Source organism: Salmonella sp. SJTUF15570, from assembly GCF_043357055.1.
Taxonomy (GTDB): Bacteria; Pseudomonadota; Gammaproteobacteria; order Enterobacterales; family Enterobacteriaceae; genus Salmonella; species Salmonella enterica.
This window is the reverse complement of record NZ_JBEUKJ010000004.1, coordinates 190,541-205,887: the sequence shown is the minus strand read 5'-3', so window position 1 is coordinate 205,887 and position 15,347 is coordinate 190,541. Positions and strand designations below refer to the sequence as shown.

Below are 15,347 nucleotides of genomic sequence, written 5' to 3'. Positions count from 1 at the left end.
TTCTATGCGCTAAAAACCGAGGTTTTTTATCGTTATTTAACGCCTTTATCTTATTGACAAACTGGTAATCTCTGCTGCGTAAAAAATCATCCAGGGGAATAGCATGGCAGCAATACAGGGGATTGAAGGGGTTATTAGCCAGTTACAGGCGACGGCGATGGCCGCGCGCGGGCAAGACACGCACTCGCAGTCGACGGTGAGTTTTGCCGGCCAGCTACATGCTGCGCTGGATCGTATTAGCGACAGACAAACGGCGGCGCGCGTTCAGGCGGAAAAATTCACTCTGGGTGAGCCGGGCATTGCGCTTAATGACGTGATGGCTGATATGCAAAAAGCGTCCGTCTCTATGCAAATGGGGATTCAGGTGCGCAATAAGCTGGTCGCCGCGTATCAGGAAGTCATGTCCATGCAGGTTTAAGCCAGGGCTGACAACACATCCGCAGCGAACTCCCGGGCGCTTACCTAAGTCAGCGACGGGGACGCGACGCCCATGCAACCAGTGCGTGATTATGTGGGCTTGTTTTTTGCGAGGCGCGCTCATTTTATTGATAAGCGGGTTGCACATTGTTGCAGGGACTTATTAAAAATAGGGTACGCCTGTTTACTGACGCCATTCATTCCTACTATTCGTTCTGATGCTATTGTCATTGAGTTTGCAATCCAGAATGTTCCTGCAATATATGCGCCGTTGCGATAATACACGGTAAATTCTTTATTAATGCCTGGAATATCTGTTTCATGGAGATCCAGTATATACCCATACGGGGACAGATTATCAGCGAGACAGCGGGCAATGGCGCTCGGATGTGCATTGACCACTGTGACGGGTGAGTAACGGGCAGCGGCAAGACAGACGACTCCAATAATGGAGATGAAAATAATTTTTATCATTTTTTTGGCTTCTGCTGTGCATAAATAAATCATCACCTGATAATGTCAGTGAGTAAAAATATAAATACCTAATACCTGATAGTCTTTTATGCGTAGAGGGAAAATAATAATTATTTTATGTTTTGCTTAAAATAGTCATGGGTTTTTCATCGGCTCAGACAAAATTAAAACGGTATACGTTATATAATAGATTTATGCCACGGCGCACAAGACGACCTTGTCTGATTTCTTTTATGCGTTGTAGATTTTTGCCGGTTATGCCGTAAAAAGGTCTCCCGCCGTAACGTACAGCGGGAGTATGCGCTTATTTTTGAATCAGATAACGAATTGTCGGGCCATCCTGTTGGATATCCAGCACCGTATAACCGTGATTGCGCGCATCCAGTGGAATATTATTAATGGATTGCGGACAGTCGCTCACCACTTCCAGGATCTCACCTTTTTTTAGCTGCGGCATCGCTTCCAGAGTGGCGACCGCCGGGTACGGGCAAGGTTCGCCAACCATATCCAGACGGTAATCAGGGACGATATTTTTCATACAGATTCCTTAGCAGGCGTCAGCCCCGCACGACGGAAAAAACGTTTTTCCCAGCCGATGATTAACATCAGCGCGGTAAATAACAACAGATAGGTGACCAGCAGACCCCCCAGCGGACCAAAGGTATTCAGCAGGTTAACTTTATCCCAACTGGTCGCCAGCGCGGGTGCGAAATCATCCCAGTAGTAAGCCAGGATGGTCGAACCGATGACATTGCCGAGGCCCACCCACCAGTAATGCACCTGGCCTTCTACGGCGCGGTACATCCAGCCGGTTTCGCAGCCGCCCGCCAGCACGATGCCAAAACCGAACAGCAGTCCGCCAATGACCGCATTCGGGCCAGCCCACATAATTTTAGGTGCAACGCCCAACTGCACGTAGCTGAAAATACCAATGGCGCTGACCGCCATGCCGAAAATAATCGCTTTCGCCATATGGGCGCGTCCGGAGATCCACAGGTCGCGAAAGGCCGAAGTAAAGCAGATTTGCGCGCGCTCGATCAGCAGCCCAAACCCGACGCCGAACAGCATCGCCAGCCCCAGTTTCGGCTGATGCATTGCCGTTAATAACGCCCAGCCAATCATGCCGATAAAGACCAGCATACCGAGCCTGAAACGCCGTCTTGCCTGATCCGGTTTCTGCGTCAGTGGCGAAGCCGCGGAGACCTTTTGCATTTTCACCGGTATGCGAAATATCGGCAGCAACGTAAAGCGGGCGCCGAACCAGGAACCGATAGCGGTCGCCAGCGCAAAGAACCACGCGTGTAGGGAGAACTGCGGGATCCCGGTAAAAAAGGCGGCCAGGTTACACCCCATCGCCAGACGCGCGCCGAAGCCAGCGATCATGCCTCCGGCCACCGCCTGTACGATACGGATTCGGCTGCGCGGCATACGCAGTTTTACGTTGTTGGCCCACAGCGCCGCGGCGAAACAGCCGCCGAACATGCCGAGGATCATCATGCCGTCGATACGCGTCAGCGGCGTACCTTCCAGATGAATCAGCTTGTAGTAGCCCCACTGTTCGGCATGAACGCCAAAAAGCTGCAAAATTTGCCCGCCCCAGCGGGTAAATTCGCCCGTCACGGCCCAGAACGTGCCGGTGATGCCAAAATAGTAGGTAGAGAGAATACCGGCTGCGATCACCGCAGGGGCCGGCGCCCAGAATTTAATTAACCAGGTTTGCTTGAAGTGTTGCCATGACATGTGTTTAGCCTCTGAACTCAGAAGGTGTGAAACAAGAAGTGCGCATACTACACCGATCACAGAATTTGCCTACACCTAATAAGCGGTAATACCGACTGGATCAAATTGCGGCCAGCGCCTGGAAAGGCTGGCGGCGTCAGGGCTTTAATGCCACAATTCCTCTTTCTTCTGATGCAGGATGAATGATGAAAAAAGTAGCGATCGTTGGCGCATTGCTGGTTCTGGCCGGATGCGCCGAGGTGGAAAACTATAATGATGTGGTGAAAACGCCCGCGCCGGCCGGTCTGGAAGGGTACTGGCAGTCAAAAGGCCCGCAACGTAAGCTGGTGAGCCCTGAAGCTATCGCCAGCCTGGTGGTGACTAAAGAAGGCGATACGCTGGACTGCCGCCAGTGGCAGCGCGTTATTGCTCTGCCGGGCAAGCTGACCATGCTCTCCGATGACTTAACCAATGTTACGGTTAAGCGTGAGCTCTATGAGATTGAGCGCGACGGGAATACCCTGGAATATGATGGCATGACGCTGCAACGGGTCGCTCGTCCGACGCCGGAGTGCGCCGCCGCGTTAGAAAAAACGCCGCTGCCGACGCCGCTGCCGTAATTTCGCTTCCCGGCAGCGCTCTGCCGCCGGGAACGCTCATCACACGTCCTCAATGACCCACACGCTGACGCTGCCTGCGTTGCAGAAGAACGTCGCTTCGCCTTGATCATTAGTTACAACATGCTCACTGCGGTTTCCCAGAAAATCACGCCAGGTCTTGTTAGCGTAATTGTCGCCGAGCAGGAGGGTTTTTTCACCGTCGTCGCCATTGGAAAGTACGACCACACAGCCTGGATTCTCTTCAGTACCACTGCGACTAAAGGCGATACAGTTAGGATGATCGAAAAAGAGAGTTTGTATACCGTGCGCAAAACGCTGACGAGCAAGGATCAGCCGATCCAGTTGGTTAATCACCGGCATGTCGACCCGACAGGTCTCGCCATTTTCGCCGCTATCCTCATAGCTGGCGCCGTATAAATCGGGATAAAACACCGATGGCACGCCGTTTTCACGAAGCAGGATCAGCGCATAGGCCAATGGTTTGAACCAGGGTTCTACCGGCGCTTCCAGCGCCTGTAACGGTTGTGTATCGTGGTTAGCGACCAGCGTCACCGCATGAAAAGGGTCGGCTTCTACCAGCGTGCCGGTGAAAATGTGGCGCATGTCATACTCCGCGCCCTGGCGCGAGGCTTCATGAAATTTCATCTGCAACGGCGCGTCGAACAGCATGGTTTTCCCGTCGACCTGATCGATGTACGTTTGCAGTTTATCTACTTCATGCGACCAGTATTCTGCGACAATAAACAGCGGTTTTGGTGCAACCGCCTGTACATGCTCAATCCATTCTTTATAAAACCAGGCGGGTATATGTTTTACCGCGTCCAGGCGAAAGCCGTCACAATGGGTTTGTTCCATGACCCAGCGAGCCCAATATTTAATCTCCTCCGTAACCGCGTGATTGCGAAAATCGATATTTTCCCCCATCAGATAGTCGAAATTACCCATCTCATCATCAACCTGATCGTTCCAGCCATCGCCGGTATAGTCATTGACGATCTTAAAAATGCCGTCTTCGTCGGGATTCTCGATGTGATCAATGCCGCTGAAACAGTGATAGTCCCAAATAAAGTTGGAATACTGGCCCGCGCGGGCAGGGAAGGTGTAGCGCGTCCAGCCTTCGCATTCAATGATGTTGTCATCGATTTGCGTGCGGTCATCCTGATTCACGCGCTGAACGCGAATACGTTCTTTTTCGTCTGCGCCCATCTTGTGGTTCACGACGACGTCGAGCAGCACCGCAATATTATTTTTTTTGAGCGCGTCTATCGCCGTCAGTAACTGGCGTTTATCGCCGTACTTTGTCGCGATAGTTCCTTTTTGGTCAAATTCGCCGAGGTCAAACAGGTCGTAGGTATCATAGCCTACGGAATAGCCGCCGGAGGCGCCTTTACAGGCGGGCGGTAGCCAGACCATATTGATACCGATATCATTCAGCCCATCAGCACGTTCCGCCAGCTCAGACCAGAGTTTACCGCCGTCGGGATAATACCAGTGGAAGTACTGCAATAACGTGGGGTTTTTCATCTTCCGTGCTCCAGAAGTCGTTTAGCCGACCTCTGGAGTATGGAAGAATTTTCATACGAGACGAGAAAATATTATGAGGCGCCAGGCGCGTCTGGCACGAGTAACATACCGGAAAGACGCCCATAAGCGTTGTTGAGTGATTTTTGGCGGGTGGATTGTCCGATCAAACTACTGAGTTCATCCAGTCGCTGTTGCAGCAGCCCTTTCAGGAGCTGCTCATTATCCAGCGTTTGTTTGATGTATCCGGCGACCATATCCTGAATACTTCGCGTAATGCCCGGTGGAGTTTGCTTTTCCATCACCGTTTCAATACTTTGCAGATAGGAGACCTCTTGTTGCAGTAAGAGATCCCATTCACCTCGCTGCGCAAGTTCAAGCAGCGATTGACTGAGCAGCGCAATACGCTGCCAACGGTTGATAAACTCCACGGTTGAGGTCATTAACGAGACTCCTGGAAAGATGCTTTCGGTGAAATCTGTTTCCAGGCTTCTGCAATATTGCTGAGTAACCCTTCCACTTCTTCGATGGCCTGAGCGTCGTTACGCAAATTAGCCTGCAGTAAACGGCGAATCATATAGTCGTATAGCTCGGAAAGATTCGTCGCAATCTCACCGCCTTTTTCCTGATCGAGGCCGGCTTTCAGCCCGTTATCGATAATATTGATGGCTTTGCTTAACGCTTCACCTTTCGCGACAACATCGCCTTGTTCTAAAAACAGGCGAGCGCGCACCAGAGCGCTATTCGCGCCATCAAACAACATTTCAATCAACTGATGCGGGCTGGCGCTCATCACGGCGCTTTCCACGCTGATTTGCGCATAAGCTTTGATACCGCTCGCGGTGTACATGGTAACCTCTGTTATCAGGACTTGTTCATAGCATTAAATTGCTGGGTCAAATAAGTACTGGTGTTATTCAGCTTACTCATCATGGTATCCAGTTGGGTAAACTGGGCCTTGTAACGGGCAACGGTGTCGTCAATGCTACTGCTGACGGTCAGATATTGCTTAGTCAGCTTTTTCAGCGTGGCGTTAATACTGTCTTGGGCGCTGTCAATAATGCCGTCATCGGCCAGATAACTTTTCACTTCGGTGGCAATTTTGGTGGTGATCCCCGTTTCTTTACCATCACCTACCAGCAGCTCACGTACAGAAGCGGTATTTTCATCCAGCGCTTTTTTAAGCTTGGTATCATCAATTTTTAGTTTTCCGGTGGTACCATCAGAAGTAATACCAATTTCATTCAGGGTCTTAAATGTACCTGTACTTGCACCATTAGCGAACTGAGCGCGGATTCCAGTTTGAATCGTTCGCACTACGGTATCTCCAAGTAGTGCACCGTTGTTTTTGTCCTGTTCTTCAGCCCCTGGATCAACCTCTGTATATTTTGTTAATGAACTAAAGGTATCAAGCAGCGAGTTGTAGGCATCAACCCAACCTTTGACGGCTTCGGTCGCCTTTTCATTATCTTTTGTGACAGTAATACGGGCGTTTTTTACTTCTTTAGTTAGTTCAAGCGTCACACCTTGTGGAGCGTCAGTGATTTTATTACTCGGTCGCTCAATATCAATGCCGTTAACGGTTAACAAAGCATTATCTGCAGCAACCAGTTGCTTCATTTTGCCCGTGCCAGTACTACTATCATAGGACAACAGATCGCTGAGTTTGCTATCGCCTTCCACAGAGATAGTCATTTGATTATCCGTGCCACTATCTGCGGTCAGTACAAGCTGATAATCGCCTTCTTTAACTTTAACGATACTGGCGGAAATACCACTGTCAGCATCATTAATGGCGTCACGGATGCCCTCTAAAGAGGTTTGATCTTTAGTGAGCTTGATTTCAAGTGGTTCTTTACGGCCTTTCTGTTCAATTTTTATGGTACGGCTGTCAGATGTGGTATCTCCCAGCACTTCTTTGGTGGATGTAATTTTGGTTGCTGTACTCAAAGATTGTGCTTGTGCTAACTGAGTTACGCTAACCACATAAGTTCCAGGTGCGGCCCCAGCTTCCGTCGAGACTTTCAGGTCTTCTGTACTGCTGGTGACATTCGTACTTTTAAACAGATCGGCTTTATTTAAGGCCGTGTTTGCTGTTTGAAACTTCTCCAGTGCACTTTTTAAAGTACCGTATGCCGTTAGACGGGCCGTATTAGCACTCTGCTGCTGTGTGATCGGCGTTAAGCGTCCTTTTTCAGCGTTGGTCAGTTTAGTCAGCAGTGAATCCAGAGGTAAGTTTGACCCTACACCTAATGATGAAATTGAAGCCATGCCATCTTCCTTTCGATTGCAAACAGTAGTTAAACGCGTTATCGGCAATCTGGAAGCAAAGTTTAATGATAATTTTGCAAAAATAATGCGTGGAATAATGATGCATAAAGCGGCTATTTCGCAGGCTAAGAAAAAGATCGGGGGAAGTGAAAAATTTTCTAAAGTTCGAAATTCAGGTGCCGATACAAGGGTTACGGTGAGAAACCGTGGGCAACAGCCCAATAACATCAAGTTGTAATTGATAAGGAAAAGATCATGGCACAAGTCATTAATACAAACAGCCTGTCGCTGTTGACCCAGAATAACCTGAACAAATCTCAGTCCTCACTGAGTTCCGCTATTGAGCGTCTGTCCTCTGGTCTGCGTATCAACAGCGCGAAAGACGATGCGGCAGGCCAGGCGATTGCTAACCGTTTCACGTCTAATATCAAAGGTCTGACTCAGGCTTCCCGTAACGCTAACGACGGCATTTCTATTGCGCAGACCACTGAAGGTGCGCTGAATGAAATCAACAACAACCTGCAGCGTGTGCGTGAGTTGTCTGTTCAGGCCACTAACGGGACTAACTCTGATTCCGATCTGAAATCTATCCAGGATGAAATTCAGCAACGTCTGGAGGAAATCGATCGCGTTTCTAATCAGACTCAATTTAACGGTGTTAAAGTCCTGTCTCAGGACAACCAGATGAAAATCCAGGTTGGTGCTAACGATGGTGAAACCATTACCATCGATCTGCAAAAAATTGATGTGAAAAGCCTTGGCCTTGATGGGTTCAATGTTAATGGGCCAAAAGAAGCGACAGTGGGTGATCTGAAGTCCAGCTTCAAGAATGTTACGGGTTACGACACCTATGCAGCGGGTGCCGATAAATATCGTGTAGATATTAATTCCGGTGCTGTAGTGACTGATGCAGTAGCACCGAATAAAGTATATGTAAATGCAGCAAACGGTCAGTTAACAACTGACGATGCGGAAAATAACACTGCGGTTAACCTCTTTAAGACCACTAAATCTACTGCTGGTACCGCTGAAGCCAAAGCGATAGCTGGTGCCATTAAGGGTGGTAAGGAAGGAGATACCTTTGATTATAAAGGCGTGACTTTTACTATTGATACAAAAACTGGTAATGACGGTAATGGTAAGGTTTCTACTACCATCAATGGTGAAAAAGTTACGTTAACTGTCGCTGATATTACCGTTGGTGCGGCGAATGTTGATGCTGCTACCTTACAATCAAGCAAAAATGTTTATACATCTGTAGTGAACGGTCAGTTTACTTTTGATGATAAAACCAAAAACGAGAGTGCGAAACTTTCTGATTTGGAAGCAAACAATGCTGTTAAAGGCGAAAGTAAAATTACAGTAAACGGGGCTGAATATACTGCTAACGCCACGGGTGATAAGGTCACCTTAGCAGGCAAAACCATGTTTATTGACAAAACAGCTTCTGGCGTTAGTACATTAATCAATGAAGACGCTGCCGCTGCTAAGAAAAGTACCGCTAACCCACTGGCTTCAATTGATTCTGCATTGTCAAAAGTGGACGCAGTTCGTTCTTCTCTGGGGGCAATTCAAAACCGTTTTGATTCAGCCATTACCAACCTTGGCAATACGGTAACCAATCTGAACTCCGCGCGTAGCCGTATCGAAGATGCTGACTATGCAACGGAAGTTTCTAATATGTCTAAAGCGCAGATTCTGCAGCAGGCTGGTACTTCCGTTCTGGCGCAGGCTAACCAGGTTCCGCAAAACGTCCTCTCTTTACTGCGTTAATCCGGCGATTGATTCACCGACACGTGGTACACAATCAAGGCAGCGAAAGCTGCCTTTTTTAATTCCGGAGCCTGTGTAATGAAAGAAATCACCGTCACTGAACCTGCCTTTGTCACCCGCTTTTCCTGTTCTGGCTCGGCCTGTCGCGACCACTGTTGTAAGGGCTGGAAAATCACGCTGGATAAGACGACGGTCAAAAAGTACCTTACCAGCAAGGATGTAACCATCAGAGAGATTGCCAAAAATAGTATTATTCTGTTAAAGAAAGCCCCAAATAACTGGGGGGAGATTAAATTACCATCTGGGACAGGCAGCTGCCCTTATCTGGATGACGATCGTCTGTGCAAGGTACAAAAAAAACTGGGAGCTAAAGCATTAAGTTATACCTGCACTACGTTTCCGCGGGTGTTCCATACTTATAAAAACGAGGTACGACATTCTCTAAGCCTTGCCTGCCCGGAAGTGACAGCCCATCTTTTAAACGACCCCGATGCGGTAACACTCAATGAAAAGGCGATCATTCAGCAGAAGTACAATACCGCGCCGCTATTCTCCCCACAGCAAAAACTACTTAACTTGTTTTGCCTGAGTTTGATTAACCATGCTGCCAGCAATCCGGATGCGGCATTATACGCGTTGATCAAGTTTGTAATGTATGTGCAGAAGTTTCCCCGGATTGATGACGCTGCATTAGGGGAGATTGAGCAAGTGTATGGCACGTTAGTTTCCCAGCTGCAGTCCGGTTCGTTAACTCAGGAACTCGCTAATATTACGCCGGATAAGAAATTCAAAACATCCCTGGTACTGTTGATGCAGGATTATTTCAGGGCTCTCCCACCGAGCAGAGGAAGCTATGTCCTCGATCACTACATCCAGTGTCTTCTGCGGGTGCTGACGGCGGAAGAGGGCGTTTCAATGGAGCAAAAGGTTAGCGATATTGAGTCCTCATTAGCGCGCTGTTTACAGGCGGATGAGCAGCAGAAGAACTGGGCTTTCAGAAATTTAATTCTCTATAAAATTTGGGAAAATAATTTCCCCAACCAGCCGAATGTCGACCCGTTACGCGCGCTGTATATTATCGTAGCGGAATATGCCTTTATTAAGCTATTAACGGCAGCCAGCGTGCATGAGCGCGGGCGGCTTGAGTGGGATGACGTTACTAATATTGTGTATAGTTTTCACTCCCGCAGCCAGCATAACAGCGAGGTGGCGAAGAATTTTCATCGCCATATAGAAACGGTGCGTACTGGCGACGATCTGTCGATGATTCATCTTCTGACATAGTTTTGTTCGGGGTGGGCTTTTGCGCATCCCGTTTATCCTATCTGGCTGATTTTATTCTGCTCTTTTAGCCGCTAAAAAGGTGCTACAGGTTACATAAGTGAAATAACCCTTCTTTTATAGCCTTATTCCTTCGATAGAACCCTCTGTAGAAACGGATAATCATGCCGATAACTCATTTAACGCAGGGCTGTTTATCGTGAATTCACTGTATACCGCTGAAGGTGTAATGGATAAACACTCGCTGTGGCAGCGTTATGTACCGCTGGTGCGTCACGAAGCATTGCGCCTGCAGGTGCGATTGCCGGCGAGCGTGGAACTGGACGATCTGCTACAAGCGGGCGGCATCGGGTTATTAAATGCGGTCGACCGATATGACGCTTTGCAAGGAACGGCATTTACCACTTACGCAGTGCAGCGTATTCGTGGGGCGATGCTGGATGAATTACGCAGCCGCGATTGGGTGCCGCGTAGCGTCCGGCGTAATGCCCGCGAAGTGGCGCAGGCGATGGGACAACTGGAGCAGGAACTGGGGCGTAATGCGACGGAAACCGAAGTGGCGGAACGTCTTGGCATCCCTGTTGCGGAGTATCGTCAGATGTTGCTCGATACCAACAACAGCCAACTTTTCTCTTACGATGAGTGGCGGGAAGAGCATGGCGATAGCATCGAACTGGTGACTGAAGAACATCAACAGGAAAACCCGTTACATCAACTGCTGGAGGGCGACCTGCGACAGCGGGTAATGGATGCGATTGAATCGCTGCCGGAACGCGAGCAACTGGTGTTAACGCTGTATTACCAGGAAGAGCTCAACCTCAAAGAGATTGGCGCGGTACTGGAAGTCGGCGAATCGCGGGTCAGCCAGTTGCATAGTCAGGCCATCAAACGATTACGCACCAAACTGGGTAAGTTATAGGTCGCGCATGGTCGCACCCGAAAAGTGCCGCACAACGTATAGACTACCAGGAGTTCTCATGACGGTGCAGCAACCTAAAAGGCGGCCCTTGAGCCGCTATCTTAAAGACTTTAAACACAGCCAGACGCATTGCGCGCATTGTCACAAGCTGCTCGACCGCATTACGCTGGTTCGCCGTGGCAAGATCGTTAATAAAATCGCTATTTCACAGCTGGATATGCTACTTGACGACGCTGCCTGGCAGCGGGAGCAGAAGGAGTGGGTGGCGCTGTGTCGCTTTTGCGGCGATTTGCACTGCAAAAAGCAGAGTGATTTTTTCGATATTATCGGTTTCAAACAGTATTTGTTTGAACAAACCGAGATGAGTCATGGCACGGTGCGGGAATATGTCGTGCGTTTACGACGTCTTGGCAATTACCTCAGCGAGCAAAACATTTCCCACGATCTGCTGCAGGACGGTTTTCTCGATGAAAGCCTGGCGCCATGGTTGCCGGAAACCAGCACCAATAATTACCGTATCGCACTACGTAAATACCAGCAATATAAAGCGCATCAGCAGATTGCACCCAGACAGAAATCCCCCTTTACCGCCAGTTCTGATATATATTAAAAAAGCATAAGATGTAGCAGAGTCGTGTTGGTGAAACGTGGCGAACCTTCTACATTAGGCTGAGTCCCCCAAAGGTTCGCGAGACGTGACGATGCGCCATGGCGGGACACAGTCTATGGTCATTAACGGCAATATTCGGGGTTACTATGAAATTAGCACTGCTGGGACGTCAGGCACTGATGGGAGTAATGGCTGTAGCGCTGGTGGCGGGAATGAGCGCGAAGAGCTTTGCCGATGAGGGTTTGCTGAACAAAGTTAAAGAACGCGGCACGCTGCTGGTAGGGCTGGAAGGTACCTATCCGCCGTTTAGCTTTCAGGGCGAAGACGGCAAATTAACCGGTTTTGAAGTCGATTTCGCCGAGGCGTTGGCAAAACATCTGGGCGTTAAAGCGTCGTTGAAGCCGACCAAATGGGACGGAATGCTGGCGTCGCTGGACGCTAAACGCATTGATGTAGTGATAAACCAGGTCACGATTTCAGACGTCCGCAAGAAAAAATATGATTTCTCTACGCCTTATACTGTCTCCGGCGTTCAGGCGCTGGTGAAAAAAGGCAATGAAGGCACGATCAAAACGGCTGCCGATCTGCAGGGCAAAAAAGTCGGCGTTGGGCTGGGGACTAACTATGAAGAGTGGCTACGTCAACATGTGCAGGGCGTGGATATCCGTACCTATGACGATGATCCTACAAAATACCAGGATCTGCGCGTAGGCCGTATTGACGCGATTTTAGTCGATCGTCTGGCGGCGCTGGATCTGGTGAAAAAAACCAAAGGTACGCTGGCCGTCACCGGTGATGCGTTTTCGCGTCAGGAGTCCGGCGTTGCGTTACGTAAAGGCAACGAAGACTTGCTGAAGGCGGTAGATAACGCCATTGCGGAAATGCAAAAAGATGGCACCTTAAAAGCGCTCTCTGAAAAATGGTTTGGCGCTGACGTGACCCAATAATGCTCTACGTTGCCCGGCAGGCAGTGCGCCGCCGGGCAATATCAACCTCATACTATGTCAGCAAACGGAGGCGCGTGAATCGGCGCCTTTTTTATTTCCGTTAGATCAACGTGCATAATAAAAAGAACACACCACAACGTTACCGGAGGCTCAATGCCACTACATCACTTAACGCGCTTTCCTCGCCTGGAGCTTATTGGCGCGCCGACCCCGCTCGAATACCTGCCGCGATTGTCTGATTATCTTGGCCGTGAGATTTACATTAAGCGCGATGACGTTACGCCCATTGCAATGGGCGGCAATAAACTGCGCAAGCTGGAGTTTTTGGTGGCCGACGCGCTGCGAGAAGGGGCGGATACGCTGATAACCGCAGGGGCGATTCAGTCGAACCATGTCCGTCAGACGGCGGCAGTCGCGGCCAAATTGGGACTGCATTGCGTCGCCTTGCTGGAAAATCCAATCGGTACCACCGCGGAAAATTACCTGACGAATGGTAATCGCCTGTTACTGGATTTATTTAATACGCGAATTGAGATGTGCGATGCGCTAACCGATCCGGATGCGCAGCTGCAAACGCTGGCGACGCGCATTGAAGCGCAAGGGTTCAGGCCCTATGTGATTCCGGTCGGCGGCTCCAGCGCGCTGGGCGCAATGGGATACGTAGAGAGCGCTCTGGAAATCGCCCAGCAGTGTGAAGAGGTCGTCGGGCTCTCTTCGGTGGTGGTGGCCTCCGGCAGCGCCGGAACGCACGCCGGGTTAGCTGTCGGGCTGGAACATCTGATGCCGGATGTCGAACTGATTGGCGTGACCGTTTCACGTTCTGTCGCCGAGCAGAAACCCAAAGTGATTGCCTTGCAGCAGGCTATTGCCGGTCAGCTGGCGCTGACGGCGACGGCGGATATTCATTTATGGGATGACTATTTTGCCCCGGGTTACGGCGTGCCAAATGACGCGGGGATGGAGGCGGTGAAACTGCTGGCGAGCCTGGAGGGGGTGCTGCTGGATCCGGTATATACCGGTAAAGCGATGGCGGGTCTGATAGACGGCATCAGCCAGAAACGCTTTAACGATGACGGGCCGATTCTCTTTATTCACACCGGTGGGGCGCCTGCGCTGTTTGCCTACCATCCTCATGTATAACCTCCAGGTAATCAACGCGAATGCAAGAAAGTATCCAACTGGTTATTGAATCGCTGCCGTATTTGCTTAAAGGCGCCGTCTTTACCCTGCAACTGAGTGTTGGCGGTATGTTTTTTGGTCTGCTTCTGGGATTTGTGCTGGCGCTGATGCGGATGTCTCCGCTATGGCCGGTTCGCTGGCTGGCGCGCTTTTATATCTCGATTTTTCGCGGTACGCCGCTTATCGCCCAGTTATTTATGATCTATTACGGCCTGCCGCAATTTGGGATTGAGCTGGACCCTATCCCGGCGGCGATGATTGGTTTATCGCTCAATACCGCGGCTTACACGTCCGAGACGCTGCGCGCGGCGATCTCGGCTATCGACAAGGGGCAATGGGAAGCGGCGGCGAGCATTGGCATGACGCCGTGGCAAACGCTACGTCGCGCTATTTTGCCGCAGGCCGCTCGCGTCGCGCTTCCGCCGTTGAGCAACAGCTTTATCAGCCTGGTGAAAGATACGTCGCTCGCCGCGACGATTCAGGTGCCGGAGTTGTTCCGCCAGGCGCAGTTAATTACCTCGCGAACGCTGGAGGTGTTTACCATGTATCTGGCCGCGTCGTTAATCTACTGGGTAATGGCGACCGTCTTATCGGCACTGCAAAACTATTTTGAAAACCAGCTTAACCGCCAGGAGAGAGAGCCAAAATGAGTGCTATCGAAGTCACCAACCTGGTCAAAAAATTTCATGGTCAAACGGTGCTGCACGGTATTGACCTTGAGGTGAAGCCCGGAGAAGTCGTCGCCATTATCGGCCCGAGCGGCTCAGGGAAGACAACGTTATTACGCTGTATTAACCTACTGGAACAACCGGAAGCGGGCACCATTAAAGTGGGCGATATTATCATCGATACCGCCCGCCCATTCAGCCAGCAAAAAGGGTTGATTCGCCAGTTGCGTCAGCATGTCGGCTTTGTCTTTCAGAGTTTTAACCTGTTCCCGCATCGTACCGTGCTGGAAAATATCATTGAAGGTCCGGTGATTGTAAAGGGAGAGCCGAAAGCCGAGGCGACGGCGCTGGCGCGGGAACTGTTAGCCAAAGTCGGGTTGGCCGGTAAAGAGACCCGTTATCCGCGCCGCCTGTCGGGCGGGCAACAGCAGCGCGTGGCGATTGCACGCGCGCTGGCGATGCGCCCGGAAGTGATTCTGTTTGATGAGCCCACGTCGGCGCTTGATCCTGAATTAGTCGGCGAGGTGCTTAATACGATTCGCCAGCTGGCGCAGGAAAAGCGCACGATGGTGATCGTCACTCACGAAATGAGCTTTGCGCGTGACGTGGCTGATCGGGCAATATTTATGGATCAGGGGCAAATCGTCGAGCAGGGGCCAGCGAAAACCTTGTTCGCCGATCCTCAGCATCCGCGTACCCGCCAGTTCCTTGAGAAATTTTTAGTGAAATAATGCCTTTTCAACGCTCGCCCGAATTAGCCGCGCCTCGGGCGAGCGCAATGAATAATTATGAAGTCATTCTGCCAGATTATTAACCTCGCTCTCTGGCGGAAGCCAAAAAACTGTAATGCCGCTCAAGTATTCTATGATTCGTCCGATATTTCTTATATATAAACACTATTTATGTGTTAATTTAAGTCATTCATAATAATGATTATCAATATCAAAG

General features: G+C 50.1%; 18 protein-coding genes. 11 read left to right on the top strand and 7 right to left on the bottom strand.

The window, feature by feature from the left end; all coding sequences use genetic code 11:
* The first annotated feature begins 103 nt into the window (after positions 1–103).
* Positions 104–418 (top strand): flagellar hook-basal body complex protein FliE, encoded by a 315-nt coding sequence (fliE, locus tag ABVN44_RS09780; protein WP_000719037.1) that lies wholly within the window; start codon positions 104–106, stop codon positions 416–418.
* 119 nt (positions 419–537) lie between these two features.
* On the opposite strand, the gene ABVN44_RS09775 is transcribed toward fliE, so the two are convergent.
* The 3 genes from ABVN44_RS09775 to yedE all read right to left on the bottom strand — a co-directional run bounded on the left by ABVN44_RS09775 (position 538) and on the right by yedE (position 2,688).
* The gene (locus tag ABVN44_RS09775; RefSeq protein ID WP_000639596.1) at positions 538–924 is read right to left on the bottom strand and encodes a hypothetical protein; all 387 of its coding nucleotides are present in this window, start codon (positions 922–924) and stop codon (positions 538–540) included.
* 271 nt (positions 925–1,195) lie between these two features.
* Positions 1,196–1,429 carry a sulfurtransferase-like selenium metabolism protein YedF gene (gene yedF, locus ABVN44_RS09770; RefSeq protein WP_000790504.1) on the bottom strand — a complete coding sequence of 78 codons (234 nt, stop codon included), beginning with the start codon at positions 1,427–1,429 and terminating at the stop codon, positions 1,196–1,198.
* On the bottom strand, positions 1,426–2,688 hold the full coding sequence (gene yedE / locus ABVN44_RS09765) for a selenium metabolism membrane protein YedE/FdhT (protein ID WP_324248798.1): 1,263 nt from the start codon (positions 2,686–2,688) through the stop codon (positions 1,426–1,428). The genes yedF and yedE overlap by 4 nt, the downstream gene beginning before the upstream one ends.
* A 128-nt stretch (positions 2,689–2,816) precedes the next feature.
* On the opposite strand from yedE, the gene yedD reads away from it, so the two are divergent.
* On the top strand, positions 2,817–3,230 hold the full coding sequence (gene yedD / locus ABVN44_RS09760; RefSeq protein ID WP_000754694.1) for a lipoprotein YedD: 414 nt from the start codon (positions 2,817–2,819) through the stop codon (positions 3,228–3,230).
* A gap of 39 nt (positions 3,231–3,269) precedes the next feature.
* On the opposite strand, the gene amyA is transcribed toward yedD, so the two are convergent.
* The 4 genes from amyA to fliD all read right to left on the bottom strand — a co-directional run bounded on the left by amyA (position 3,270) and on the right by fliD (position 7,022).
* Entirely contained in the window at positions 3,270–4,754 is a 1,485-nt protein-coding gene (amyA, locus tag ABVN44_RS09755; protein ID WP_000795489.1) for an alpha-amylase, read from the bottom strand.
* Positions 4,755–4,825: 71 nt separating this feature from the next.
* Positions 4,826–5,194, bottom strand: coding sequence for a flagella biosynthesis regulatory protein FliT (gene fliT, locus ABVN44_RS09750; protein ID WP_000204899.1), 369 nt, complete (start codon positions 5,192–5,194; stop codon positions 4,826–4,828).
* Positions 5,194–5,601, bottom strand: coding sequence for a flagellar export chaperone FliS (gene fliS / locus ABVN44_RS09745; RefSeq protein ID WP_000287760.1), 408 nt, complete (start codon positions 5,599–5,601; stop codon positions 5,194–5,196). The genes fliT and fliS overlap by 1 nt, the downstream gene beginning before the upstream one ends.
* Positions 5,602–5,615: 14 nt before the next feature.
* Positions 5,616–7,022: a flagellar filament capping protein FliD gene (gene fliD, locus ABVN44_RS09740; protein WP_023232067.1), complete on the bottom strand. Its 1,407-nt coding sequence runs from the start codon at positions 7,020–7,022 to the stop codon at positions 5,616–5,618.
* On the opposite strand from fliD, the gene ABVN44_RS09735 reads away from it, so the two are divergent.
* From ABVN44_RS09735 to tcyN, 9 genes are all read left to right on the top strand, one after another.
* Positions 7,021–7,260, top strand: a complete 240-nt coding sequence (locus tag ABVN44_RS09735; protein WP_001141165.1) for a hypothetical protein — start codon at positions 7,021–7,023, stop codon at positions 7,258–7,260. The two genes, fliD and ABVN44_RS09735, sit on opposite strands and share 2 nt — an antisense overlap.
* 17 nt (positions 7,261–7,277) lie before the next feature.
* Positions 7,278–8,795 carry a flagellin gene (locus ABVN44_RS09730; RefSeq protein WP_129339460.1) on the top strand — a complete coding sequence of 506 codons (1,518 nt, stop codon included), beginning with the start codon at positions 7,278–7,280 and terminating at the stop codon, positions 8,793–8,795.
* 78 nt (positions 8,796–8,873) lie between these two features.
* Positions 8,874–10,079 carry a flagellin lysine-N-methylase gene (fliB, locus tag ABVN44_RS09725; protein WP_048348806.1) on the top strand — a complete coding sequence of 402 codons (1,206 nt, stop codon included), beginning with the start codon at positions 8,874–8,876 and terminating at the stop codon, positions 10,077–10,079.
* A gap of 196 nt (positions 10,080–10,275) precedes the next feature.
* A complete protein-coding gene (locus tag ABVN44_RS09720) occupies positions 10,276–10,995 on the top strand; it encodes an RNA polymerase sigma factor FliA (RefSeq protein ID WP_001087453.1) in 720 nt (239 codons plus the stop codon).
* A 58-nt stretch (positions 10,996–11,053) separates the two neighbouring features.
* Positions 11,054–11,605 (top strand): flagella biosynthesis regulatory protein FliZ, encoded by a 552-nt coding sequence (gene fliZ, locus ABVN44_RS09715; RefSeq protein ID WP_000218080.1) that lies wholly within the window; start codon positions 11,054–11,056, stop codon positions 11,603–11,605.
* A gap of 146 nt (positions 11,606–11,751) precedes the next feature.
* Positions 11,752–12,552, top strand: coding sequence for a cystine ABC transporter substrate-binding protein (gene tcyJ, locus ABVN44_RS09710; RefSeq protein ID WP_000761636.1), 801 nt, complete (start codon positions 11,752–11,754; stop codon positions 12,550–12,552).
* Positions 12,553–12,705: 153 nt separating this feature from the next.
* Entirely contained in the window at positions 12,706–13,692 is a 987-nt protein-coding gene (dcyD, locus tag ABVN44_RS09705) for a D-cysteine desulfhydrase (RefSeq protein WP_023232070.1), read from the top strand.
* A gap of 20 nt (positions 13,693–13,712) precedes the next feature.
* Entirely contained in the window at positions 13,713–14,381 is a 669-nt protein-coding gene (tcyL, locus tag ABVN44_RS09700; RefSeq protein WP_023232071.1) for a cystine ABC transporter permease, read from the top strand.
* Entirely contained in the window at positions 14,378–15,130 is a 753-nt protein-coding gene (tcyN, locus tag ABVN44_RS09695) for an L-cystine ABC transporter ATP-binding protein TcyN (protein ID WP_001273038.1), read from the top strand. Before tcyL ends, tcyN begins: the two co-directional genes overlap by 4 nt.
* Positions 15,131–15,347 lie beyond the last annotated feature (217 nt).